Raw genomic sequence first — 24,261 nt, 5'->3', positions numbered from 1 at the left:
GCGCCGGTCATTTTCCCGCGCCGCGAAGCATTCGGCGCAGGCGCCGGACGAGCGCGCCGGCGGCCGTGCGCGGATCGCGAAGGCGCGACGCCAGCCTGGCGGCCGCGGTCGCGAGCGGGGCCGCCATCGCGTCGCGCCGCTGGATCTCGCGGGCGAGCGACTGTGCGTGCGCGTCCTGCCGGACCACTTCGGCGGCCAGCTCGTGGGTGCGCGCTTCCTTGGCGATCAGCTCCCGCGCGAGCTCGTCGATCCTGGCCGTCAGGCGGGACACTTCGCGCACCAGGGCCTCGTTGCCCTCTCGCAGCGCGGCCAGGTCGGCGTCCTTGAAAGCGAGGAGCCGCTCGTGGAAGCCTTGCGCTTCCGCGGCGAACACGGCCGGCCGGGTCGCGCCGGAATCCAGCGCGGCGAGCGCGTAGGCTGCCCGGCTCGCCTTGTCCAGGAGCTGCGAGAGCTCGGCCAGCCCGAACGGCAGCGGCCGGTCCGGGGCGCCTCGCACGTTGAGCCACGACCCGGAGCAGAGGCGCTCGGCCTCCGACACGCTCCGGGCGAGGAGCGCGCGCGCCCGGAGCGCATCGCCGTCGTCCATCGCGAACGCGGCGAGCCGAAACAGCGCGTCCAGGGTCCGGTTGCCCAGCAGCGGGCTGTAGGCCGACGTGTCGATGGCGGCGCACCGCTCGTAGAGTTCGCGCGCCGTCGCCCGGTCGCCTCGCTTGCGCGCGAGTTCGCCGCCTGCGAAGAGCAGGGAAACCTGCCAGCGCAGCCGGTGGGGGCCGGAATCGGGCAGCGCAGCGTACGCCCGTATCCGCTCCAGGGCCTCGAGCGCGGCCGATGCCTCGACGAAAGGCTCGGCCAGGAGCGAATAGACGTGGCCGCACAAGGCTGCGCCGTGATCCACGGAATCCGGCGGCTCCGTCCGCATCACTTCGGCCTGCATCGCGCGCAGGACTTGCGGCGACTCGCAGCGCGAGCCGAGCGCGACCATGCCCTTGACGAGCCACGGGTTGCGGTAGTCGCGCGCGAAGGCCGAGACATGGAAGTCGGCATCAGTCGGGACCGGCCACGTGCTCTCCACGTACGGGACGTCGGCGCCGGCCAGGGGGTCCGACATGGCGAGCAGGATGATCCACTCGGCTTCCCGTTCCAGCGGCGCCAGAGGCACCTCGGCCCAGGCCCTCGGCGAGTGGTGGCACTTCATCGCCCCGCCGGCGGTCTGGACGAATCCCTTCTCGAGCAGGAAGCGCGCCCCGACCTCGTCCCTCAGCCGGTCCCAGGTGTAGACGTGCAGGTGATGCGGGTTCGGATCCCTGCCGGTCTCGTCGGTCCAGTCGTTCGGCGCGCAGATCATCAGGCGCCCGGAAGGCTTGAGAACGCGCTGGAGTTCGTCCAGGTAGGCGTCCGGATCGGGCAGGTGCTCGATCGTCTCGAAGCTTGCGATGAAGTCGACGCTGCGGTCCGCCAGCGTCGAGAGATCCTGCGCGTTGCCGCATTCGAAACGGACCGCGCCCTCCAGACCGTAGTTCGCTTGCGCGTACGCGATGCCGGACTCGCTGAGGTCGATGCCCAGCACCGATCGGGCGAGCGAGTTCTGGAAGAGGATGTGGCTTCCGTAGCCGTAGCCGCAGGCCAGGTCCAGCACGACATCGCCGGGGCGTATCCAGGCGGCGGCCATGTGGTACCGGATGCAATGGGCGTCGGCCCGCCTGCCGGGTTCCCGCAGCATGTCCATGTGCAACAGGCGCTCGTCCTCGAGCGCCGACAGCGGGTAGCTCGCCAGGGTCTCGGGCCGAACCTTCTCGAGCGGGATCAGCGCGTGGTCGCCGTCGTCGTTGAGCGCAGCGTACGGATTGACCCTGTAGTAGGCGGCGTGCTTGCGGAAGCCGGCCTCGAAGCACCGCTTCTCCCACCAGGCCCGGTCGCGGGGCGGCCCGGCAGGATCGGGGGCGTGCGGCGACTGCATCGGAACGCGCAGAAAGACGTACCGGGCGCAGGCGCGGTACATCTCGGCCAGCGCGATCGGGACCTCCTCGTCGGCCAGCCCCTCGATCCATCCGGCGCTGACCACGGTGTCGAACTCGCCGTCGCCGCAGGGAAGCGGCAGGCCCGCGTGCCGACGAAAGCGCCCGGGAAAGCGGGCATTGCCGGCCGCGACCGCCATCTGCGAATCGTCGAGGCCGAATGCGTCCCCACCTTGTGCGAGCAGCGCGCCCACGAGCGCGCCATCGCCCGCGCCGATCTGCAGGACTCTCCGCGTACCGCAGGCGGCGAGCACCTTGCGGGCGAACGCCGCTCGGTCGAAGACGTTCGATCCGCTCATTCCGCCTCCCGCCAGCTGGCCTTCATGCGCAGGTCGGCGATGCCGCCGAAGAAGTACTCGGTCTGCCGCATCGCGACCTGGAAGAATGCCGCTTCGTCTCGCCAGTGCAGGAGCCGCTGCGCGGTGTAATCGGGCTTTGCCTCGTAGGCGACGGAGGCCTGGATCTCGTACAGGTTCGGGCCGAGGGGGCAGTCGCATTCGAGCCAGACGTCGAAGCGCTCGCCCGCCTTGACCGGGCGCTCCCAGAAGACCGGAGCCTGCGCCCGGCCGGCGAGCACTTGCATGTCCTGGTTCAGGGTGCCCCATGAGTAGATCTTCACGCCTTCCTTGTTGCGTATGCGGACGCCTACGTTGAGGTGATCGGTATCGACTTCCGACAGGCAGGTGATGCGTATCCGGAGCGCGTCCCCCGGGTAGAAGACGGAGCAGGGCTCGCCGGCCGCGTCGCAGGTCTGCACGTCGGCGATCGTCACGCCCCCGTCGCCGAAGGACATCGCCGCCGAGCGCCCGGCCGGCTGCAAGCCGGCACCGACGGGTTCGGCGGGCGGCGCCGCCGGCGGTGTCGCGGCTTCCGCCATCGGGGGGCCGGCTTCGGCCACGTTTTCGGTGCCGACCTCGGCCTCCGCCCGGACCGGCGCGGCCGCGGCGGGCTGCTCGGGTTGCCCGGCGCCGCCCTTGGACTTCAGCCGGCGCGTCACCTCGGCGAAGTACGCGGACTCCTCGTCGTGCAGCAGCTTCCTGTAGGCGAGGATCACCTCGGAAGAGCTCGCGCAGAGCACCGGGCCGCCGTTCTTCAGGAGCAGCGAGCGGCGAGTGAGCGTGCGCACCGATTCCTGGTCGTGCGACACGAACATGAGGGTCACGCCGTCCGACAGGAGCCGCTCGATCCGCTCGTAGCATCGCTTCTGGAAGAGAGCGTCGCCGACCGCGAGTGCCTCGTCGACGATCAGGATGTCCGGCTGCATCTGGACCTGCACGGCGAAGGCGAGGCGCACGATCATTCCGCTCGAGTAGGTCTTGATCGGCTGGTCGATGTGCTCGCCTATGTCGGCGAAGGCCGCGATCTCGTCGAACCGGTCCTCGATCTCGCGCCTCGTGAGGCCGAGGACCATGCCGTTCAGGAAGACGTTCTCGCGCCCGGTGAACTCCGGATTGAAGCCGGAGCCGAGTTCCAGCAGCGCCGCGATGCGTCCCTGCGTGAGCACCGACCCGGTGGTCGGCGACAGGGTCCCGGTGATCAACTGCAGGAGCGTGCTCTTGCCGCTGCCGTTGCGGCCCACGACGCCGAACGCCTCCCCCTTCCGGATCTCGAAGGAAACGTCGCGAAGCGCCCAGAACTCGCGGTAGAACTGCCGCGGCGCCATGCCCAGCGCGCCGCGAAGGCGCGGAACCACGAACTGCTTGAGCCGGTCCCGCGGGCTGTCGTAGATCTCGTAGCGCTTGCCGAGGCCTTCGACGCGAATCGCAATTTCGTCAGATGACATCCGCGAAGCCTTTGCGGGTCTTCTGGAAGAAGCTGAATCCAAGCCAGGCGACGAGCGCTGCGATCAGCGTGAACGCGGCCCATGCACCCGGGTCCAGCGGGCGGCCCCAGATCATCACGTCCCGGATCTGCTCGACGGTGAGCGTCAGCGGACTCGCGAGCATGGCCGGCCGGATGGCCGGCGGCAGGGCGTCGACCTGGTAGAAGATCGGCGACATGAACATCAGCACGGTGGTGAGCACGCCGACGATCTGGGTGACGTCCCGGAGGAACACGCCGAGCGAGGCGAGGAACCAGCACAGGCCGAGCGTCAGCAGCGCGAAGGGAAAGATGACCAGGGGCAGCAGCAGCAGCGTGGGCTGCGGAAGTCCCATCGTCACGACGTAGAAGATCACCCAGACGCCCAGGCTCACGAGCATGTGGAACATCGCCGAGCCGAGGGTGACGACAGGCAGGATCTCGAGCGGGAAGACGACCTTCTTCACGTAGTTCACGTTGCCGAGGACCAGGGCCGGCGAGCGATTGACGCACTCGGCGAACAGGTTGAATACCAGCAGTCCGGCGAACAGGACGAGCGCGAACTCGGTCTTGGAGCCGGTTCCCCCGATCCAACGCGACTTGAAGACGAAGCTGAACACGAAGGTGTAGACGGCCAGCATGAGGATGGGGTTGAACAGCGACCACAGGATCCCGAGCATCGAGCCTCGGTAGCGGCCGACCACCTCTCTCTTGACGAGCGTCGCGATCAGGCCGCGGTTCGCGACCAGGGACGCGACCAGGGCCCGGGGCGACGCGCTGGGCGGCGTGTGGGGCGTCATGCGAGCTCCGGCGGTTGCCGCCGCGCGCCGCCGGCGGACCTCGCGCGCGCCATCGTGCTGCGGATCATGGATAGGTCTCTGCCCGCTCCAGCGTCGGCGCAGCCGCATCCTTGGCCGACAGCGACGGCGGCACGCCACCCAGCGGCCAGTCGACGGCGATGGCCGGGTCGTCCCAACGAACGCAGCGTTCGTGGGCAGGAGCGTAGTAGTCGGTCGTCTTGTAGAGGAAGTCCGCGCTGTCCGACAGGGTCAGGAACCCGTGGCCGAAGCCGGGCGGAACCCAGAGCATGCGCTTGTTCTCCTCGGAGAGCCGGGTTCCGAACCACTTGCCGAAGTGCGGCGACGACCTGCGCAGGTCGACCGCGACGTCGAAGACCTCGCCGGCGACGACGCGCACGAGCTTGCCCTGAGCCTGCCGGATCTGGTAGTGGATGCCGCGAAGCACGCCCTTGCTCGAGCGGGAGTGATTGTCCTGGACGAAGGGCTCGCGCACGCCGGTCGCTTCGGCGAAGTCCCTCGCGTTGAAGCTCTCCATGAAGAAGCCCCGCTCGTCCCCGAATACCTTCGGCTCGATCAGCAGGACGCCCGGGAGCGTGGTCTCGACGACTCTCATCGGGATCCCCCGGCCGGATTCGAGGGCAGCACTCGCTCGCCCAGTATGCGCAACAGATACTGCCCGTACTCGTTCTTCGCGAGCGGCCCGGCCAGCCTCTCGACCTGTGCGGCGTCGATCCAGCCGCAGCGGTAGGCGATTTCCTCGGGGCACGCCACCTTGAGCCCCTGCCGCTTCTCGATCGTGTGGATGAAGGACGACGCCTCGAGGAGGGATTCGTGGGTGCCGGTGTCGAGCCAGGCCATGCCGCGACCCATGATCTCGACCGACAGCGCGCCCTGCCGGAGGTATTCGCGGTTGACGTCGGTGATCTCTAGCTCGCCGCGCGCCGAAGGGCGGATCCCGCGCGCGATCTCGACGACGCGGTTGTCGTAGAAGTACAGGCCCGTGACGGCGTAGTTCGAGCGCGGCCGCGCCGGCTTCTCCTCGAGGCTCACCGCGCGGCCTGCCGGGTCGAACTCGACGACGCCATAGCGCTCCGGGTCGTGCACGTGGTAGGCGAACACGGTGGCGCCCTCGGCGCGCGCGTTGGCGCGCTGCAACTGCAGGGCGAGGTCGTGGCCGTGGAAGATGTTGTCGCCGAGGATCAGCGCCGCCGGGTCGCTGCCCACGAACTCGCGGCCGATGATGAAGGCCTGCGCGAGTCCCTCCGGCGCCGGCTGCACCGCGTACCGGATGGAGATGCCCCACTGCGAGCCGTCGCCGAGCAGCTCGGCGAAGCGGGGCGTGTCCTGCGGCGTGGAGATGAGCAGCACGTCGCGGATGCCGGCGAGCATCAGCGTGGTGAGGGGGTAGTAGACCATCGGCTTGTCGTAGACCGGCAGGAGCTGCTTCGACACGGCCTGCGTGACCGGGTACAGCCGGGTGCCGGAGCCGCCGGCCAGCACGATGCCCTTGCGCCCGGGCGCGCTCATCGGTCAGCCCCTTCCGCCGCCGCGCGCCGGCCGTACTGGCGATCGATCCACTCGCGGTAGCGTCCGTCGCGCACCCGCGCGATCCATTCGGCGTTGTCCAGGTACCAGCGAACGGTCTTGCGGATGCCGGTCTCGAAGGTCTCCGCCGGCTGCCAGCCGAGCTCCGACTCGATGCGCGTGGGGTCGATCGCGTAGCGGTGGTCGTGGCCGGGCCGGTCCTTCACGAAGGTGATGAGCCGCTCGTGGCTGCCCGCCGGGTCGGGCCGGAGCTCGTCGAGGATCGCGCAGAGCGTGCGGACCACGTCGATGTTGCGGATCTCGTTCTTGCCGCCCACGTTGTAGGTTCGGCCAGGCCGTCCGAGCTCCAGCACGCGCTCGATCGCCCGGCAGTGGTCCTCGACGTGAAGCCAGTCGCGGACGTTCGAGCCATCGCCGTACACGGGCAAGGGCTTGCCGTCGAGAGCGTTCAGGATGACGAGCGGAATCAGTTTCTCGGGGAACTGGTACGGGCCGTAGTTGTTGCTGCAGTTCGTCGTCAGCGTCGGCAGCCCGTAGGTGTGATGCCAGGCGCTCACCAGGTGGTCGGAAGCGGCCTTCGAGGCAGAGTACGGGCTGCGCGGCGAGTAGGGTGTCGTCTCGCTGAATGCGGGGGCGCCGTCGTCGAGCGAGCCATAGACCTCGTCGGTGGACACGTGCAGGAACCGGAAGGCATCTCGCTCGACCGGGGGCAGCGACGACCAGTATGCGCGCGTCGCTTCCAGAAGCTCGTAGGTGCCCTGCACGTTGGTGCGGATGAACTCCCCCGGGCCGTCGATCGAGCGGTCGACGTGGCTCTCGGCGGCAAAGTGCAGGATGGCCCGGGGGCGATGGGTAGCGATAGCGCGCGCGACCTCCGACCGGTCGCAGATGTCGATCCGCTCGAACGAGAAGTCGGGCCGCTGGGCGACCGAGGCCAGGTTGTCCAGATTGCCCGCGTAGGTCAGCTTGTCGACGACGGCGACCGCCTCGTCGTGGCCCGCGAGCCAGTGATGCACGAAGTTGGAGCCGATGAAGCCCGCTCCGCCGGTGATCAGGATCATTTGATGTTCAGGTCACGGACCACGGCGCCCCGGCTCGCGGGGGCCGGGAGGATCGCCCGGTGTCTTGGTGGCAAACCTCGATTATCGCCGATCGCCGGGGCGGGCGCGAAAGAAGGCCAGCGGCTCGGCGCAGCAGGTGCCGGGCGTCACGATCCGCCGCAGTGGCGCTCCCTTAGAATCACCGGATCCCCCGCACCCGAACGGACTTCCCCGTGCAGACCATCTCCCCTTCCATCTTCAAGGCCTACGACATCCGCGGCATCGTCGACCGCACGCTCACCGTCGACGCGGTGCGCGCGATCGGCCTGGCCCTCGGCACGAAGGCCCGCCAGGCCGGCGCCACCGAGACCGTGATCGGCCGCGACGGCCGCCTGTCCGGCCCGGCGCTGTCGCAGGCGCTCGCCGACGGCTTTCGCGCCGCCGGCGTGAGCGTGGTCGACATCGGCATGGTGCCCACGCCGGTCGTCTACTACGCCACCTTCGAGCTCGGCACCGGCACCGGCGTGGCAGTCACCGGCAGCCACAACCCGCCCGACTACAACGGGCTGAAGATGGTGGTGGCGGGGGACGCGATCTACGGCGAAGCGATCCTCGGGCTGCGCGACGCGATCGAGGCGGGCAGCCTGGAGGAAGTCCCGCCGGCCGAGCGTGGCGGCTATCGCACCGCGGACCTCGGCCAGCGCTACCTCGACCGGATAACGGGCGACGTGAAGCTCGCCCGCCCGATGAAGATCGCGATCGACTGCGGCAACGGCGTGGCCGGGGCGCTCGCGCCGCAACTGTTCCGCGCGCTCGGCTGCGAGGTCACCGAGCTGTTCTGCAAGGTGGACGGCAACTTCCCGAACCACCATCCCGATCCGGCGCACGTCGAGAACCTGCAGGACCTGATCCGCTGCCTCCGCGAGACCGACGCCGAGATCGGCCTGGCCTTCGACGGCGACGGCGACCGGCTCGGCGTGGTCACGAAGGAGGGCAACATCGTCTGGCCCGACCGCCAGCTGATGCTGTTCGCGCAGGACGTGCTGTCGCGCAACCCGGGCGCCGAGATCATCTACGACGTGAAGTGCAGCCGAAACGTTGCCGCGCACGTGCGCGCGCACGGCGGCCGCCCCACGATGTGGCGCACCGGCCACTCGCTGGTCAAGGCCAAGCTCAAGGAGAGCGGGGCGCCGCTGGCCGGCGAGATGAGCGGGCACGTGTTCTTCAAGGAGCGCTGGTACGGCTTCGACGACGGGCTCTACACCGGCGCGCGCCTGCTCGAGATCCTGTCGCGCCACGCCGACCCCAGCGCGGTGCTCAACGCGCTGCCCGACTCGCCGGCCACGCCCGAACTGCAGCTGAAGACCGCCGAGGGCGAGAACTTCGCGCTGGTCGAGGCGCTGAAACGCGAGGCCAGGTTCGACGGCGCCACCGAGGTGATCACGATCGACGGCGTGCGGGCCGAGTACCCGGACGGCTTCGGGCTGGCCCGGCCGTCGAACACCACGCCGGTGGTCGTGATCCGCTTCGAGGCCGACACGCCCGAGGCGCTGGCGCGGATCCAGGCCGAATTCCGGCGGGCGATCCTGGCGGTGAAGCCGGGGGCGCAATTGCCGTTCTGAGCCGCCGGATGAGGCTCGCCCTGATCAAGACCTCCTCGATGGGCGACGTGATCCACGCGCTGCCGGTCGTCACCGACATCGTCCGCGCGATCCCGGGCGCGCGGATCGACTGGGTCGTCGAGGAGTCCTTCGCCGAGCTGCCGGCGCTGCACCCGTCGGTCGGCGAGGTGATACCGGTCGCGATCCGGCGCTGGCGCAAGTCGTTGTTCGATACCGGCACGCGCCGCGAGATCGCGGCGGTTCGCGCCCGCTTGCGCGCCGCGCGCTACGACCTGGCGCTCGACCTGCAGGGCCTGGTCAAGAGCGCCTGGGTGGCCAGGATGACCGGCGCGCCGGTCGCCGGCTTCTCGCGGCGCTGCGCGCGCGAGCCGCTGGCCGCGCTCGCGTACCGCCGGCGATTCGACGTCGACATGAAGCTGCACGCGATCGAGCGGCTTCGCTTGCTGGCCGCGCAGGCGCTCGGTTACCGGGTCGAGGGCCTGCCGGCGTTCGGATTGTCGCCGCCCGACGAGCCGGTGCCCGGGCTGCCCGAGCGGCCGTACGCGCTGCTGCTGCACGCGACCTCGCGCGCCGAGAAGCAGTGGCCCGACGATCGCTGGCGCGAGCTGATCGCGCGGCTCGCCCGGCAGGGCCTGGCGGCGGCGCTGCCCTGGGGAAGCGCGGCCGAACGCGAGCGGGCGCAGAGCCTGGCGGGCGCGCCCCCGGCCGTCGTGCTGCCGAAGCTAACGCTGCGCCAGTGCGCGGCGGCGATCGCGCGCGCCGAGCTCGTCGTCGGCGTCGACACCGGCCTCACGCACCTGTCGGCCGCGCTCGACGCGCCGACGGTGGCGCTGTTCGCGGCCACGCCGGCCTGGCGCTTCGGACCCTACTGGACGCCGCGGGCCGAGAGCCTCGGCGAGGACGGTCGATGGCCCGACGTCGACGCGGTGCTCGCCGCGGCGGATCGGGTGCGCGCGGCGCAGGCGGCCGGGGCGCAGCGTGGCTGATCCCTCGCGCGAGCGCATCCACGAGCGCCTCGCCCGCGGCCTCTACTCGCTCGCCTGGTGGCTGGCCGCGCCGCTCGCGCTCGGTTACCTGTTCTGGCGAGCGCGCCGCCAGCCCGACTACCGGCGTCGCATCGGCGAGCGCTTCGGCGGGCATGCGCGCCGCGCCGACGATGCGCCGCTGATCTGGGTGCACGCGGTGTCCGTCGGCGAGACGCGGGCCGCGCAGCCGCTGGTGCGCGCGCTGCTCGAGCGCTATCCGGGCCACCGCCTGCTGCTCACGCACATGACGCCGACCGGCGTCGACACCGGCCGGGAACTCTTCGGCGCGCTGATGCAGGGCGACGCCGGCGCGCCGCCGCGAATCGAGCAGGTGCTGCTGCCCTACGACATCCCGTTCGCGATCCGGCGGTTCCTTCGCGCCTGGCGGCCTCGCGCCGGCATCGTGATGGAGACCGAGCTCTGGCCGAACCTGGTCGCGGTGTCGCGCGCAGAGGGCATTCCGCTGGCGCTGGTCAACGCCCGCTTGTCGGAGCGCTCGTTGCGCAAGGGCCGCCGCACGCGCTGGCTGATGCGCCCGGCGCTGGCCGGCCTGGCGCGCGTGCTGGCGCAGACCGAGGCCGACGCCGCGCGGATCCGCGCGCTCGGCCGGAGCGAGGTCGCCGTCCTGGGCAACGTGAAGTTCGACGTCGCGCCCCCGCCGAAGCTGGAGGTGCTCGGTCACGTGTGGCGACTGGGCCTGCTGCGCGCCGGCCACGGCGGCGCGCACCGGCCGTCGGTGCTGGCCGCGAGCACGCGCGACGGCGAGGAGGCGCTGATCCTCGATGCGTGGTGCGCGTGGCGCGAGCGCGAAGCCGAGGCGGAGGCCGAGGCCGGCGTCGGGGCCGAGCCGTCCGAGGCCGAGGCGGCGGCGGAGCCGCGGATCGCCCGGCCGGCCGACATGCGCTGGCCGCCGCTGCTGGTCATCGTTCCCCGCCATCCGCAGCGCTTCGACGAGGTGGCCAGCGAGATCGAGCGCAGGGGCCTGCGGATGGTCCGTCGCAGCGCGTGGGGGCCGTCCGCGCCGCCGCAGGCCGATTGCGAAGCGGACGTGGTGCTCGGCGATTCGATGGGCGAGATGTTCGCCTACTACGCGCTGGCCGACGTGGCGATCGTGGGCGGGTCGCTGCTGCCCTTCGGCGGCCAGAACCTGATCGAGGCATGCGCGGTGGGCGTGCCGGTGGTGGTGGGGCCGCACACGTTCAACTTCGAGCAGGCGGCCGACCAGGCGATCGCCGAGAACGCCGCCTTGCGCGCGCCCGATGCCGAGGCGGCGTTGCGCGAGGCGCTGGCGATCGCCGCGGACCCGGTGCGCCGGCAGTCGCTCGGCGAGCACGCGCTCGCCTTCGCGGCGCGCCACCGCGGCGCGACGGCGCGAACGCTCGAGGCGCTGGCGCCGCTGCTCCGATGACGGCTCAGCGGCGCGCGGGTGGCGCGCCGGCGGGCGCGGCAGGCTTCATCGGCGCGCCGGCAGGCGCCGCGACCGGGCTGCTGGTCACCGGCGGCGGCAGCGTCGACGGATCGACCAGTAGCGCGTTGACCTCGCGCAGGTCGTCCTCGGACAGCGCGCCGGCCGCGGCCTTCAGCCGCAGGCCGTTGACCAGCACGTCGTAGCGCGCCCGGGCCAGGTCGCGCTGGGTGGTGAACAGCTGCTGCTGCGCGTTCAGCACGTCGATGTTGATCCGCACGCCGACCTGGTAGCCGAGCAGGTTCGATTCGAGCGCCAGCCGGCTCGACCGCTCGGCGGCCTCGAGCGCGCGCACCTGGCCCAGTCCGCTATTCAGGCCCAGGAAGAACTGCCGCGCGCCCTGTTCGACGCTGCGCCGCGCGGTGTCGAGGTCGGCGAGCGCCCTCTCGTGGTTCGCGGCGGCCTCGCGCACCCGGGCGTCGATCGCGCCGCCGGTGTAGAGGGGGATCGCGAGCTGCACGCCGACCGACGCGTTGTTCGAGTTGATGCCGACGAAGTTGGCCGAAGAGTTCCGCACGTGCGAAACCGAGCCGACCAGGTCCACGGTCGGGCTCTTCGCGTAGCGCTGGCGATCGATCTCGCGCCGCGCGATCTCGCTGCCGATCTGCGCCTGCTGCACCTGCCATGCCTCGCGGCGGGCGCTCTCGACCCAGTCGCTCTCGCGGGCCGGTTGAGGTCCCTTCAGGTCGACGCCGGGCCGCAGCACGTCGAGCTCGCCGACCGGCTTGCCGACGAGCTGGATCAGCGCGGCCCGGCGGACCTCGAGCTCGTTCTGCGCGGCGAGCTCCTGGGCCACCGCCAGATCGAAGCGCGCCTGCGCCTCCTGCTGGTCGGTGATCGTGGCGGTGCCGACCTCGAAGTTGCGCTTCGCGGCGGCCAGCTGCTCGGAGATCGCCCGCTTCTGGGCCTGGATCGTGGTGACGTTGTCCTGCGCCGCCAGCACGTCGAAGTAGGCCTGCGCCACCCGCACGATCAGGTCCTGCCGGACCAGCGCGAACTGGGCCTCGCCGAGCGTCGCCTGCAGCTTGCTCTGCTCGAGCGCCTCGACGTTCTGGAGGCGGTACAGCGGATAGCTGAGCTGGATGCCGTAGTTCTGCCCGGTGAAGTCGCGGGACGGGGCGACGTTGGTGTTCGAGTAGCTGCGGTTGACCGCGGCGCTGGCGCCGACTTGCGGCAGCAGGCCTGCCTGGGCCTGCGGCACGCGTTCGCGGATCGCGGCCAGCTGCGCGCGGGCGCTGGCGACCTGCGAGTCGCTGGCCAGCGCGTCGCGCCAGGCCTGCAGCAGGTCGAGGGCGAAGGCCGGCGCCGACAAGGCGATGCCGATCGCGGCGGCGCAGGTCCTGACGAGAAACGGCTGGATCATCGGTAGGCTCCGGAACGGCTCGGTCGGGACGGGGCTCCCCGGGGGATCGGGCGCTCAGTAGCGGGGGCAGGACGGGTCGACGAGCCGCGCCCACGCGTCTATGCCGCCGACCAGGTTGTACACGTCGCGGGCTCCCCGGTGCTCCAGGAACATCGCGACCTGCATGCTTCGCATGCCATGGTGACAGTAGCAGACGATCGGCCGGCCGGCGTCGACCAGCTCGTGCAGGCGTGCCGGGATCTGGTTCATCGGGATGTGCAGGCTGCCCGGGATGCGGGCGGTCTGCACCTCCCACTCCTCGCGCACGTCGAGGACCAGCGGCTGCTCGATCGGCCGGTGGTGCTCGCCGACCGGCGCGTGCTCGTGCGCCTCGGGCGAGTGGAAGCCGGCGTCGGGCGCCGCGGCGGTGGCCGCGTCCGCTTGGGCGGCCTCGAGCCAGTTGGCGAGTTGTGCGGGCTGTATCTGGTGCATCGTCGGCGGTGTCCTGTCGCGTTGCGGCGTCTTTCCGAGGGCGCGAGAGGCCCGGTCAGAAGCGGAACTTTTCCTTCTGCGGGAAGCCGACCAGCGGCGTTGCGACCGTGTCGAACAGGTTCTCGGCTGCGTACTCGCGCTCGCCGACCCGGGTGACGACCTGCGCGACCATCATCGGCAGCTCGCCGACGATCGCGACGAGCCGACCGCCGCCCGGGTTCAGCTGCTGCAGAATCGAGTCGGGCACGAAGGGCACCGAGCCCGACAGCACGATCAGGTCCCAGAGGGTCTCGGCCGCGGCCTCGAGGCCGTTTCGAGCCTCGACCGTGACGTTGGCCACGCCGGCGCGCGCGAGGTTGTCGGCGGCGAAGCGGGCGAGCTCGGGGCGGATCTCGCAGGAAACGACGCGCCGTGCCCGGTGCGCGAGCAGGGCTGCCATGTGGCCCGAGCCCGTGCCGATCTCGAGCACGGTCTCGTGGCGGCGCACGGCGGCCGACTGAAGCAGCCGCGCCTCGACCTTGGGCGCCAGCATCACCTCGCCGGTCGCCTGGCCGTCCACGGTGAGCGGGATCTGCATGTCGGTGAAGGCCAGCTGCCGGTAGGCGGCGGGAACGTACTCCTCGCGCCGGACCACGAACAGCAGGTCGAGCACATCCTGGTCGAGCACCTCCCAGGGGCGGATCTGCTGCTCGACCATGTTGAAGCGGGCGCGTTCGATGTCCATCGTGAGGTTCCGGAGGGTCTGCAAACAGCGAATTTTAGCCAACGGGCCGCGCCGCGCGGTCGTGTGGTGCCAGGGTGGCCAGCACCGAGCGCAGATGCGCGTCAAGGAAACGTTCGATCGGCACCTCGAAGCCGGGCGGGCAGCAGGGCTGGATCGAGCGCTCCCAGATCGCCTTCATGACCAGCGGCGACATCCACAGGTGCACTGCCGCCTCGACGTCGACTTCGGCGAACTCCCCGCGGCCCATGCCACGTTCGATGATCGTGCGCAGCAGCTTCGCGTTCGGCAACACCACTTCCTGCTGGAAGAACAGGGCCAGCTCGGGGAAATTGCCGGCCTCGCCGACCACCAGCTTGGCGATGCCGGCCAGCTTGGTCGCGCCGAAACGGGTCCACCAGCCCTCGAAGAAGGCCTGGAGCAGCTCGGCGCTGCCCGCTTCCCAGGCGGCGACGTCGCGTTCGAAGGCCTCGATCAGCGGCACGATGTTCTGCCGGACCACCGCCTTGAACAGGTCTTCCTTGCTGGCGTAGTACAGGTACAGCGTGCCCTTGCTGACGCCCGCGCGCGCCGCGACCTCGTCGAGGCGGGTGGCCGCGAATCCGCGTTCGACGAACAGGTCGAGCGCCGCGTCCAGCAGTTCGCCGGGGCGCGCCTGCTTGCGGCGCTCCCAGCGCGGGGAACGGGAGGGAAGGGCGGACATCGGGCGTCGTCGGGCCGATTAATGACTATTGGGTCATCAAATCTTAACACCGCTGGTCGCCCGGCAGCCTGCCCGAAACCCGGGCGCCCGATCAGTCGTCGAGCCGGATCTCCGGGCAATAGTGCAAGGGCTCGCCGCCGTCTATCCGGCCGAATCGGTGGGTCTCGCGGTTCCACACCAGGATCTCGGAGGAGCCGATGTGATAGACCCAGCCGTGCAGTCGCAGCTTGCCCCTGGCGAGCCGCGCCGCCACCGGCGGCAGCGTGCGCAGGTTCGCCATCTGCGTCAGCACGTGGACCTGCGTCATCGCCTCGGTGCGCTCCCGTTCGGGAAGGTCGGCGAAGTTCGCCGCGACGATCGCCCGGGTCGGCTCGGCGAGCGCCAGCCACTGCCGGACCGCGGGCATCTCGCCGAGCGCCTCGGGGTGCATCAGGCCGCGGATCGCCCCGCAGTGCGAGTGCCCGCAGACGATGATGTCCTCGACGCCGAGCGCCACGACCGCGAACTCGACCGTGGCCTCGGCGCCGCCCTTGGCCGCGCCGAAGGGCGGCACGATGTGCCCGGCGTTGCGCATGATGAACAGGTCGCCCGGGTTCGTGTCGGTGATCAGGAAGGGGTTGATCCGCGAGTCCGAGCAGGTCACGAACAGCGCCTTCGGCGCCTGGCCGGCGGCCAGGTTGCCGAAGAACTCGCGCGCCTCGGGCGCGATCGCCTGCTGGAAGTGGCGCGCGCCCTCGACGATGTCGCGCAGCGGATTGATGCCCTCGCAGACCGGGCGGATTCTCATTCCCATCGGCTGGGTGCCTCGGGTGCGTTCACGATGAACTCGAGTCGGCGCGGGGCGCTCTCACTGCACGAGCGGCGCCGGCGCTTCGTCCGAAAGTCGCTGCAGGTACTGCCTGCAGGCGGTCAGCCACGCGTCGGTCGCCAGGTCGCGCTCGACCGCCTCGCGGCACGCGTCGAACGATGGCGCCTGGCCTTCGTCGATCGCTTCGACCCGCACGATGTGGAAGCCGTAGCGAGTGGCCACCAGCAGCGGCAGAACACCCGGCGCCCGCGCCTCGAACACCGCCTGCTCGAACTCGGGCACGGTCTCGCCGCGCTCGATGCCGCCCAGGGCGCCCCCCTCGGCGCCGCTGGGGCAGTTCGATTCCTCGCGGGCCAGCGCCTCGAAGCGGGCCGGGTCGGCCAGCACTTCCTTCAGCCTGCGCTCGGCGTGCTCGCGCAGCGCGCCCACCGGCACCCGGGGCGTGACGCCATACAGCACGTGGGCAACCGATCGCCGCGCGCCGGTCCGGTACTTCTCGGCGTGGGCGTCGAACCAGCGTCGCGCCTCGTCGGCGCCCGGGCTCTTCCAGGGCACCTCGTGCTCGAGCACGCGCAGCAGAAGCGCCTGCTCCTCGTCGGGCGAGGCGAACACCAGCGTGTCGGGATCGGCGCCTTCCTCGAGCCAGCCGAGCTCGGCCGCCCGGCGCAGCAGCCCGGCGCGGCTCGCGGCGAAGCCGGCGGTCGAATCGATCGATGACATCGCGGGCCTCCTCAGCGAGCGGTGCCGCGACGGCGCACCAGCTGGTAGGGCCGGATCACGTAGGCAACCGACGCGAAGCCGCTCCAGACGTGCACGAGCCGCGAGAACGGGAACAGCACGAACAGCGTCATGCCGAAGAACAGGTGGATCTTGTAGATCAGCGGCACGTCGACGATGAAGCCGGCAGCGTCGCCGCGGAAGGTCACGATGTGCTGCGCCCAGTGCGACAGCGCCACCATCACGCTGCCGTCGAGGTGCGCGAGCGACGCGACGATGCTGACCAGGCCCAGCAGCAGCGTGACCAGGATCCAGTACAGGATCACGAAGTCCATCGTGCGCGAGTTGGCGCGCACCCGCGGCTCGGTGTGCCGGCGGTGCAGCAGCAGCGCGATGCCGATCAGGCACAGGGTGCCGGCGAAGCCGCCGGCGGCCATCGCGATGATCTGCTTGCCCTGCGTGCTCAGGCCGACCGCGTGGTAGAGCTCCTTGGGCGTCAGCAGGCCGACGAAGTGTCCGCCGAACAGCATCAGGATGCCGAGGTGGAACAGGTTGCTGCCCCACCTGAGCTGTCCGCGGCGAAGCAGCTCCGAGGAGTCGCTCTTCCAGGTGTACTGCTCGCGGTCGAAGCGGATCAGGCTGCCGAGCAGGAAGATCGCCAGCGCGATGTACGGGTAGATGCCGAAGAGGAACTGGTTGGTGCCGCTCATGACTGCACTCCGTGCGAAACCGGCGCCTTGCCGGCGCCCTTGCGGTGGATCGTGATCGGGGAGACCTGGCCGCCCTGCGAGGCCGCGCCGCAGCCGCCTTCGCCGCCGAACATCACCGGCTCGTCCGCCCACTCGCGGTCGAGCGCCTCGGTGTCGATCGGCGCGAGTTTCTCGGCGGCGGGCAGCGGCTCGTCGAGGCCGGGCGCCCCGGCCAGCTCGAGCAGCGCGGCCGGCAGCAGCGCGTAGCGGCTGCCGATCCGCGCCAGGACGTTGCCGAGCTTGCGCAGCACGTCGGCCGTGTCGCGCAGGTCGGCCAGCGCCGCCTTCGGCTCCTGGGTCGACAGGTACTCGAGGAAGGCGGGCAGGTAGTCGGGCAGCTCGTCGGCCGAAAGCAGCAGGCCGGCCTTCTCGTAGAGCATCTTCAGGTCGACCATCGCCTGGCCACGGTCGCGGGACTCGCCGTGCACGTGCTCGAACAGGTGCAGCGAGGTCATCCGGCCGCGGTCGAAGGTGGCGACCCAGGTCTCGGCCAGGTCGAAGGCGTCGCCGCGCTCGAGGCCGTCCGCGAACCCGGCCAGCTGCTCGCGCATGGCCGGCGACAGCGCGCGCTCGCCGTCGAGCGCGTCGCGCACCGCGGCGGCCAGGCCCTGGCGCTCGGCCTGCGGGTAGTCGATCAGCGCGCCGATCGCGCGCAGCGTGTATCGGATCGGTTTCATGTCAGAGGGTCTCCTTGATCGCGATGACCCGCTTGCCCTTGCTGGAGAACAGGCTGCCGGCGGAACTGCCGTCGGAGCACCCGTTGCCGAAGGAGAAGCCGCAGCCGCCACGCATGTCGAACGCGTCTTCCGCGTACTCGCGGTGCGTGGTCGGGATCACGAAGCGGTCCTCGTAGTTGGCGATCGCGAGGATCCGGTACATGTCGTCGATCTGGGTGGCGCTCATGCCGACCTTGTCGAGCAGCTCGCCGGCGTGCCGCTTCTCCACGTTGCGCGCCCGCATGAACGCGCGCATCGCGAGCATCCGCTCCAGCGCGACGCGGATCGGCTCCTCGTCGCCGGCGGTCAGCATGTTGGCCAGGTAGCGCAGCGGGATCCGCAGGCTGGCGACGTCGGGAATGCCTCCCTTCTCGGAGATCTGGCCGCTGGACGCGCGCGCCGAGATCGGCGACAGCGGCGGCACGTACCAGACCATCGGCAGCGTCCGGTATTCCGGATGCAGCGGGAAGGCGATCTTCCAGTCCATCGCCATCTTCCAGACCGGCGACACCTTCGCGGCCTGCAGCCAGGCCTCGGGGATCCCGTCGGCCCGCGCCTGCGCGATCACCGCCGGGTCGTTCGGGTCGAGGAAGACGTCGAGCTGCGCCTGGTACAGGTCGCGCGGATCGGCCACCGACGCGGCCTCCTGGATCTTGTCCGCGTCGTACAGCAGCACGCCGAGGTAGCGGATCCGGCCCACGCAGGTCTCGGAGCACACGGTCGGCTGGCCGACCTCGATCCGCGGGTAGCAGAAGATGCACTTCTCGGCCTTGCCGCTGGACCAGTTGTAGTAGATCTTCTTGTACGGGCAGCCCGACACGCACATGCGCCAGCCGCGGCACTTGTCCTGGTCGATCAGCACGATCCCGTCTTCCTCGCGCTTGTAGATCGAACCGGAGGGGCACGAGGCCACGCAGGCCGGGTTCAGGCAGTGCTCGCACAGCCTGGGCAGGTACATCATGAAGGTGTTCTCGAACTCGCCGTAGATGTCCTTCTGGATGCCCTCGAAGTTGTAGTCGGCCGATCGCTTGGAGAACTCCCCGCCGAGGATCTCCTCCCAGTTCGGGCCCCACTCGATCTTCTCCATCCGCTTGCCGCTCACCAGGCTGCGCGGCCGCGCGACCGGCGCGTGCTTCATGTCCGGCGCGTTGTGCAGGTGCTCGTAGTCGAAGGTGAAGGGCTCGTAGTAGTCGTCGATCTCGGGCAGGTTCGGGTTCGAGAAGATCTTCATCAGCAGCGACCACTTGCCGCCCTGCATCGGCTCGATGGCGCCGTTGGCCTTGCGGGTCCAGCCGCCCTTCCAGCGCTGCTGGTTCTCCCAGTCCTTCGGATACCCGATGCCGGGCTTGGTCTCCACGTTGTTGAACCACGCGTACTCCATGCCTTCGCGGGTGGTCCAGACGTTCTTGCAGGTGACCGAGCAGGTGTGGCAGCCGATGCACTTGTCCAGGTTAAGGACCATGCCGATCTGTGCGCGTACTTTCATCTCATTTGCTCCATGCGTTCCGTTCGCGCCGGCGCTCAGGCCGCGTCGTCCATCCAGTCGACCCGGTCCATCCTGCGCAGGATGATGAATTCGTCGCGGTTGGACCCCACGGTGCCGTAGTAGTTGAAGCCGTACGAAAGCTGCGCATAGCCGCCGATCATGTGCGTGGGCTTGAGCACCGCGCGCGTGACCGAGTTGTGGATGCCGCCGCGCGTGCCGGTGATCTCCGACCCCGGGGTGTTCACGATCTTTTCCTGCGCGTGGTACATCATGATCATCCCCTCGGGCACCCGCTGGCTGACCACCGCGCGGGCGATCAGCGCGCCGTTCACGTTGAACACCTCGACCCAGTCGTTGTCGACCACGCCGGCCTTCTTCGCGTCGATCTCGGAGATCCACACGATCGGGCCGCCGCGCGACAGCGTCAGCATCAGCAGGTTGTCGGTGTAGGTGGAGTGGATGCCCCACTTCTGGTGCGGCGTGATGAAGTTCAGCAGGATCTCGGGGTTGCCGTTGCCGCGCTGGCCCAGCATCGGCTCCACGGTGCGCGTGTTCACCGGCGGCCGGTAGCTGACCAGCGCCTCGCCGAACGCGCGCATCCACGGATGGTCCTGGTAGAGCTGCTGGCGCCCGGACAGCGTGCGCCATGGGATCAGCTCGTGCACGTTGGTGTAGCCGGCGTTGTACGACACGTGCTCGGACTCCAGCCCCGACCAGGTCGGGCTCGAGATGATCTTGCGAGGCTGGGCCTGGATGTCGCGGAAGCGGATCTTCTCGTCCTCGCGCGGGATCGCCAGGTGCGTGTGGTCGCGGCCGGTGAACTTCGACAGCGCCTCCCAGGCCTTGACCGCCACTTCACCGTTGGTCTCGGGCGCCAGCGACAGCACCACCTCGGTGGCGTCGATGTCGCTCTCGATCCGGGGCAGGCCCTCGGACACGCCCGGCTCGGCGACCTTGCCGTTGAGCTTGCCCAGCAGATCGACCTCGTGCTCGGTGTTCCAGCCGATGCCCTTGCCGCCGTTGCCGACCTTGGCCATCAGTGGGCCCAGCGAGGTGAACTTGCGGTAGGTGGCCGGGTAGTCGCGCTCGACCACGGTGATCGTGGGCATCGTCTTGCCGGGCACCGGTTCGCACTCGCCGCGGAACCAGGCCTTGGGCTCGAAGGGCTGCGACAGCTCGCCCGGCGAGTCGTGCATCAGCGGCGTGAGCACGACGTCCTGCTCGACGCCGAGGTGGCCATTGGTCAGTTCGGAGAAGCGCTTCGCGAAGCCCTTGAAGATCTCCCAGTCGCTGCGCGCCTGCCAGGCCGGGTCCACCGCGGTCGACAGCGGGTGGATGAACGGGTGCATGTCCGAGGTGTTCAGGTCGTTCTTCTCGTACCAGGTGGCGGTCGGAAGCACGATGTCGGAGTACAGGCAGGTGGTCGACATCCGGAAGTCGAGCGTGACCAGCAGGTCCAGCTTGCCCTCGGGCGCCTCGTCGTGCCAGGCCACGTCCTCGGGCTTGGCCTCGCCCATCTGGCCGAGGTCCTTGCCCTGCACGCCGTGCTTGGTGCCCAGCAGGTGCTTCAGGAAGTACTCGTGTCCCTTGCCCGAGGAGCCGAGCAGGTTGGAGCGCCACACGAACAGGTTGCGCGGGAAGTTGTCCGGATGGTCCGGGTCCACGCAGGAGAAGTTCAGCCTGCCGCCCTTGAGCTCGTCGAGCACGTACTCCTTCGGGTCGAGGCCGCGGCGCTTCGCCTCGCGCGAAAGCTCGAGCGGATTGCGCTGCAGCTGCGGGGCGGAGGGCAGCCAGCCCATGCGCTCGGCGCGGGTGTTGAAGTCGATCAGGCTGCCCGAGTATTTCTTCGGGTCGGCCAGTGGCGACAGGATCTCGCTGGTGGCCAGCCGCTCGTAGCGCCACTGGTCGGTGTGCGCGTAGAAGAACGAGGTCGAGTTCTGCTGGCGGGGCGGGCGGTGCCAGTCGAGCGCGAAGGCCAGCGCGGTCCAGCCGGTCTGCGGACGGAGCTTTTCCTGGCCCACGTAGTGCGCCCAGCCGCCGCCGGACTGGCCGATGCAGCCGCAGAACACCAGCAGGTTGATGATCCCCCGGTAGTTCATGTCCATGTGGAACCAGTGGTTCATCGCGGCGCCGATGATCACCATCGACTTGCCCTGCGTCTTGTCGGCGTTGTCGGCGAACTCGCGCGCCACCGTGATCACGTCCTCCGGCGACACGCCGGTGATCGCCTGCTGCCACTTCGGCGTGTAGGGCAGGTTGTCGTCGTAGGACTTCGGCATGAAGTCGCCGCCCAGCCCGCGGTCCACGCCGTAGTGGGCGAGGGTCAGGTCGTGCACGGTGACCACCAGCTTCTCGCCGTCCTTCGTCTTCACGCGGCGGGCCGGCACCCGCTGGGTGATCACGTCGGCCACCGGGTTGGCGTTGAACTGCGGGTGCGCCACGCCGCCGAAGTAGGGGAAAGAGACCTCGACGACCTCGTCGTGCGAGCCGAGCAGCGTCATCTGCGGCACGATCTCGCGGCCGTCGGAGGCCTCGGACTGCAGGTTCCACTTGCCGGCGTCGCCGCCTTCCTTCTGGCCCCAGCGGAAGCCGATCGAGCCCTTGGGCACGACCATCTCGCCGCTCTTCTCATCGTAGGCGACGGTCTTCCACTCGGGGTTGTTGTCCTGGCCGAGGTTGCCGTCGAAATCGGAGGCGCGCGCCATCCGGCCGGTGACCACCCGGTCGCCCTGCTGCTCGAGCAGCACCAGGTTGGGCATATCGCTGTAGCGGCGCAGGTAGTCGGCGAAGTAGGCCGATTTCCCGTTCGCGACGAACTCCTTCAGGATCACGTGGCCCATCGCCATCGCGAGCGCGGCGTCGGTGCCCTGCTTGGGCTTGAGCCACAGGTCGCCGAACTTCGCGCCCTCGGCGTAGTCCGGGAAGATCGACACGACCTTGGTGCCCTTGTAGCGGGCCTCGACCATGAAGTGCGCGTCGGGCGTGCGGGTCTGCGGCACGTTCGAGCCCCACATCAGGATGTAGCTCGAGTTGTACCAGTCGGCCGACTCGGGCACGTCGGTCTGCTCGCCCCAGGTCATCGGCGAGGCCGGCGGCAGGTCGCAGTACCAGTCGTAGAAGCTCATGCACACGCCGCCGATCAGCGACAGGTACCGGCTGCCCGCGGCGTAGGAGATCATCGACATCGCCGGGATCGGCGAGAAGCCGATGATCCGGTCGGGGCCGTACTTCTTCGCGGTGTACACGTTGGCCGCCGCGACGATCTCGTTGGCCTCTTCCCAGGTCACGCGCACGAAGCCGCCCAGCCCGCGCCGCGAGCGGTACGACTTCGCCTTCTCGGGCGACTCCACGATCGAGGTCCAGGCCTCGACCGGGCTCATCTCGGCGCGCGCCGCGCGCCACAGGCGCAGCAGCTGGCTGCGCACCATCGGGTGCTTGAGCCGGTTGGCCGAGTACAGGTACCAGGAATAGGACGCGCCGCGCGAGCAGCCGCGCGGCTCGTGGTTGGGCATGTCGGGCCGGGTGCGCGGGTAGTCGGTCTGCTGGGTCTCCCAGGTGACGATGCCGCCCTTCACGTAGATCTTCCACGAGCAGGACCCGGTGCAGTTCACGCCGTGCGTGGACCGGACGATCTTGTCGTGCTGCCAGCGCTGGCGGTAGGCCTCCTCCCAGGTGCGGTCCTCATGGGTGGTGGCGCCGTGGCCGCCGGAAAAGCTCTCGCGCTTCTCGCCGAAGTACTTCAGCCGGTCGAGGAAATGACTCATTGCTTGCTCCTTTTCTGTTCCGTTCCTTGCCTGCCTGGACGCTCGGCGCTCAGCAAGGCATCTCCGCGTTCTTGCGCGAGTAGAACCACCAGGTGACCACGATGCAGGTGATGTAGAAACCGACGAAGCCCCACAGCGCGAGCTCGGGCCCGCCGGTCATGCTGATCGAGGTGCCGTAGCTCTTCGGGATGAAGAAGGCGCCGTAGGCGGCGACCGCCGACGAGAAGCCGATCACCGCGGCCGACTCCTTGCCGGCATTGCGCATCGCGACCGCCTTCGTGGCCTCGTCCTTGCCGGCGCTCGTCCGCTCGTGCAGGGTGCGGAAGATCACCGGAATCATCCGGAAGGTCGAGCCGTTGCCCACGCCGGTGGTCAGGAACAGCAGCATGAACATCGAGAAGAAGCCGACGAAGCTGCCGCCCTGGCCGTCCTTCGGCAGGAAGGCCAGCACGCCGACCACCGCGAGCGCCATCACGATGAAGTTCCAGAAGGTCACGCGTGCGCCGCCGAGCTTGTCCGAAACCCAGCCGCCGACCGGGCGGACCAGCGCGCCGACCAGCGGACCCAGGAACGCGTACTTGGTCGGGTCGATCGCCGGGAACTGCATCTTGATCAGCAGCGGGAAGCCCGCCGAGTAGCCGATGAACGAGCCGAAGGTGCCGATGTAGAGCCAGCACATCAGCCAGTTGTGCTTGCGGCCGAAGATCACCGCCTGCTCGGCAAAGGAGGCCCGGGCGCTGGCGATGTCGTTCATGCCGAACCAGGCGGCCAGCGACGAGGCGAGGATGAAGGGCACCCAGAAGAAGCCGGCGTTCTGCAGCCACATCTGCTTGGTGACCTCGCCCTTGACCCAGGCCTGCGGGTCGCCGGCGATGCCGCCGAAGATGCCCATCGTGATCACGATCGGCACCACGAACTGCACCACCGAGACGCCGAGGTTGCCGAGGCCGGCGTTCAGGCCCAGCGCCGTGCCCTGCTGCGCCTTCGGGAAGAAGAAGCTGATGTTCGACATCGACGAGGCGAAGTTGCCGCCGCCGAAGCCGCACAGCAGCGCGATGACCAGGAAGGTCAGGTAGGGGGTGTTCGGGTCCTGGACCGCGAAGCCCATCCAGGTCGCCGGGATCGCCAGCGACGCGGTGGAGATCGTGGTCCAGAGCCGGCCGCCGAAGATCGGCACCATGAACGAGTAGAAGATCCGCAGCGTGGCGCCCGACAGGCCGGGCAGGGCGGTCAGCCAGAACAGCTGGTTGGTGTCGAACTTGAAGCCGATGTTCGGCAGGTTGACGACCACCACGCTCCACACCATCCAGACCGCGAAGGCCAGCAGCAGTGCGGGGATCGAGATCCAGAGGTTGCGGCTCGCGACGCTCTTGCCGTCGCGCTCCCAGAAGGCGGCGTCCTCGGGACGCCAGTCGGTCAGTACGTGAGAAGCCATTTCTCTCTCTCCGGGT

General features: G+C 69.7%; 20 protein-coding genes. 3 read left to right on the top strand and 17 right to left on the bottom strand.

Translation table 11 applies throughout. From position 1 onward, the window contains the following. Window positions 1–7: 7 nt before the first annotated feature. From M6I34_RS17780 to rfbB, 6 genes are all read right to left on the bottom strand, one after another. Window positions 8–2,314, bottom strand: a complete 2,307-nt coding sequence (locus M6I34_RS17780) for a methyltransferase domain-containing protein (RefSeq protein ID WP_272487144.1) — start codon at window positions 2,312–2,314, stop codon at window positions 8–10. Further along, the gene (locus M6I34_RS17775) at window positions 2,311–3,798 is read right to left on the bottom strand and encodes an ABC transporter ATP-binding protein (protein ID WP_272487143.1); all 1,488 of its coding nucleotides are present in this window, start codon (window positions 3,796–3,798) and stop codon (window positions 2,311–2,313) included. Before M6I34_RS17775 ends, M6I34_RS17780 begins: the two co-directional genes overlap by 4 nt. Next, a complete protein-coding gene (locus tag M6I34_RS17770) occupies window positions 3,788–4,615 on the bottom strand; it encodes an ABC transporter permease (RefSeq protein ID WP_272487142.1) in 828 nt (275 codons plus the stop codon). The genes M6I34_RS17775 and M6I34_RS17770 overlap by 11 nt, the downstream gene beginning before the upstream one ends. Window positions 4,616–4,679: 64 nt before the next feature. Then, window positions 4,680–5,228, bottom strand: coding sequence for a dTDP-4-dehydrorhamnose 3,5-epimerase (gene rfbC / locus M6I34_RS17765; RefSeq protein ID WP_272487141.1), 549 nt, complete (start codon window positions 5,226–5,228; stop codon window positions 4,680–4,682). Further along, complete coding sequence (gene rfbA / locus M6I34_RS17760) at window positions 5,225–6,142, bottom strand: glucose-1-phosphate thymidylyltransferase RfbA (RefSeq protein WP_272487140.1); 918 nt, start codon at window positions 6,140–6,142, stop codon at window positions 5,225–5,227. The genes rfbC and rfbA overlap by 4 nt, the downstream gene beginning before the upstream one ends. Next, window positions 6,139–7,221 (bottom strand): dTDP-glucose 4,6-dehydratase, encoded by a 1,083-nt coding sequence (gene rfbB / locus M6I34_RS17755; RefSeq protein WP_272487139.1) that lies wholly within the window; start codon window positions 7,219–7,221, stop codon window positions 6,139–6,141. Before rfbB ends, rfbA begins: the two co-directional genes overlap by 4 nt. 212 nt (window positions 7,222–7,433) lie before the next feature. Here rfbB and M6I34_RS17750 point away from each other — a divergent pair, with 212 nt between their 5' ends. The 3 genes from M6I34_RS17750 to M6I34_RS17740 are packed head-to-tail and all read left to right on the top strand — an operon-like array spanning window position 7,434 to window position 11,255. Further along, entirely contained in the window at window positions 7,434–8,822 is a 1,389-nt protein-coding gene (locus M6I34_RS17750; protein WP_272487138.1) for a phosphomannomutase/phosphoglucomutase, read from the top strand. 8 nt (window positions 8,823–8,830) lie between these two features. After that, complete coding sequence (waaC, locus tag M6I34_RS17745) at window positions 8,831–9,808, top strand: lipopolysaccharide heptosyltransferase I (protein WP_272487137.1); 978 nt, start codon at window positions 8,831–8,833, stop codon at window positions 9,806–9,808. Beyond that, window positions 9,801–11,255, top strand: coding sequence for a 3-deoxy-D-manno-octulosonic acid transferase (locus tag M6I34_RS17740; protein WP_272487136.1), 1,455 nt, complete (start codon window positions 9,801–9,803; stop codon window positions 11,253–11,255). Before waaC ends, M6I34_RS17740 begins: the two co-directional genes overlap by 8 nt. Window positions 11,256–11,259: 4 nt before the next feature. On the opposite strand, the gene M6I34_RS17735 is transcribed toward M6I34_RS17740, so the two are convergent. The 11 genes from M6I34_RS17735 to M6I34_RS17685 form a co-directional block, all read right to left on the bottom strand. Then, the gene (locus M6I34_RS17735) at window positions 11,260–12,675 is read right to left on the bottom strand and encodes a TolC family outer membrane protein (protein WP_272487135.1); all 1,416 of its coding nucleotides are present in this window, start codon (window positions 12,673–12,675) and stop codon (window positions 11,260–11,262) included. Window positions 12,676–12,729: 54 nt separating this feature from the next. Then, the gene (locus M6I34_RS17730; RefSeq protein WP_272487134.1) at window positions 12,730–13,146 is read right to left on the bottom strand and encodes a rhodanese-like domain-containing protein; all 417 of its coding nucleotides are present in this window, start codon (window positions 13,144–13,146) and stop codon (window positions 12,730–12,732) included. A 55-nt stretch (window positions 13,147–13,201) separates the two neighbouring features. Further along, window positions 13,202–13,870 (bottom strand): protein-L-isoaspartate O-methyltransferase family protein, encoded by a 669-nt coding sequence (locus tag M6I34_RS17725; protein ID WP_272487133.1) that lies wholly within the window; start codon window positions 13,868–13,870, stop codon window positions 13,202–13,204. A 34-nt stretch (window positions 13,871–13,904) separates the two neighbouring features. Beyond that, complete coding sequence (locus M6I34_RS17720; RefSeq protein ID WP_272487132.1) at window positions 13,905–14,570, bottom strand: TetR/AcrR family transcriptional regulator; 666 nt, start codon at window positions 14,568–14,570, stop codon at window positions 13,905–13,907. Window positions 14,571–14,661: 91 nt separating this feature from the next. Next, window positions 14,662–15,357, bottom strand: coding sequence for a carbonic anhydrase (locus M6I34_RS17715; protein WP_272487131.1), 696 nt, complete (start codon window positions 15,355–15,357; stop codon window positions 14,662–14,664). Window positions 15,358–15,417: 60 nt separating this feature from the next. Beyond that, on the bottom strand, window positions 15,418–16,098 hold the full coding sequence (locus tag M6I34_RS17710; protein ID WP_272487130.1) for a peptidylprolyl isomerase: 681 nt from the start codon (window positions 16,096–16,098) through the stop codon (window positions 15,418–15,420). An 11-nt stretch (window positions 16,099–16,109) separates the two neighbouring features. Further along, window positions 16,110–16,805 carry a respiratory nitrate reductase subunit gamma gene (narI, locus tag M6I34_RS17705; RefSeq protein WP_272487129.1) on the bottom strand — a complete coding sequence of 232 codons (696 nt, stop codon included), beginning with the start codon at window positions 16,803–16,805 and terminating at the stop codon, window positions 16,110–16,112. After that, window positions 16,802–17,521 carry a nitrate reductase molybdenum cofactor assembly chaperone gene (gene narJ / locus M6I34_RS17700; RefSeq protein WP_272487128.1) on the bottom strand — a complete coding sequence of 240 codons (720 nt, stop codon included), beginning with the start codon at window positions 17,519–17,521 and terminating at the stop codon, window positions 16,802–16,804. The genes narI and narJ overlap by 4 nt, the downstream gene beginning before the upstream one ends. A gap of 1 nt (window position 17,522) precedes the next feature. Then, window positions 17,523–19,046, bottom strand: coding sequence for a nitrate reductase subunit beta (narH, locus tag M6I34_RS17695; protein ID WP_272487127.1), 1,524 nt, complete (start codon window positions 19,044–19,046; stop codon window positions 17,523–17,525). 35 nt (window positions 19,047–19,081) lie between these two features. Beyond that, window positions 19,082–22,810, bottom strand: a complete 3,729-nt coding sequence (locus M6I34_RS17690) for a nitrate reductase subunit alpha (protein WP_272487126.1) — start codon at window positions 22,808–22,810, stop codon at window positions 19,082–19,084. A 49-nt stretch (window positions 22,811–22,859) separates the two neighbouring features. Then, window positions 22,860–24,245 carry a NarK family nitrate/nitrite MFS transporter gene (locus tag M6I34_RS17685; RefSeq protein ID WP_272487125.1) on the bottom strand — a complete coding sequence of 462 codons (1,386 nt, stop codon included), beginning with the start codon at window positions 24,243–24,245 and terminating at the stop codon, window positions 22,860–22,862. Between the last annotated feature and the right edge of the window lie 16 nt (window positions 24,246–24,261).

Origin of the sequence: Zeimonas sediminis, from assembly GCF_023721795.1 — a bacterium.
GTDB lineage: Bacteria > Pseudomonadota > Gammaproteobacteria > Burkholderiales > Burkholderiaceae_E > Zeimonas > Zeimonas sediminis.
This window is presented reverse-complemented; position numbering and strand designations above follow the sequence as displayed.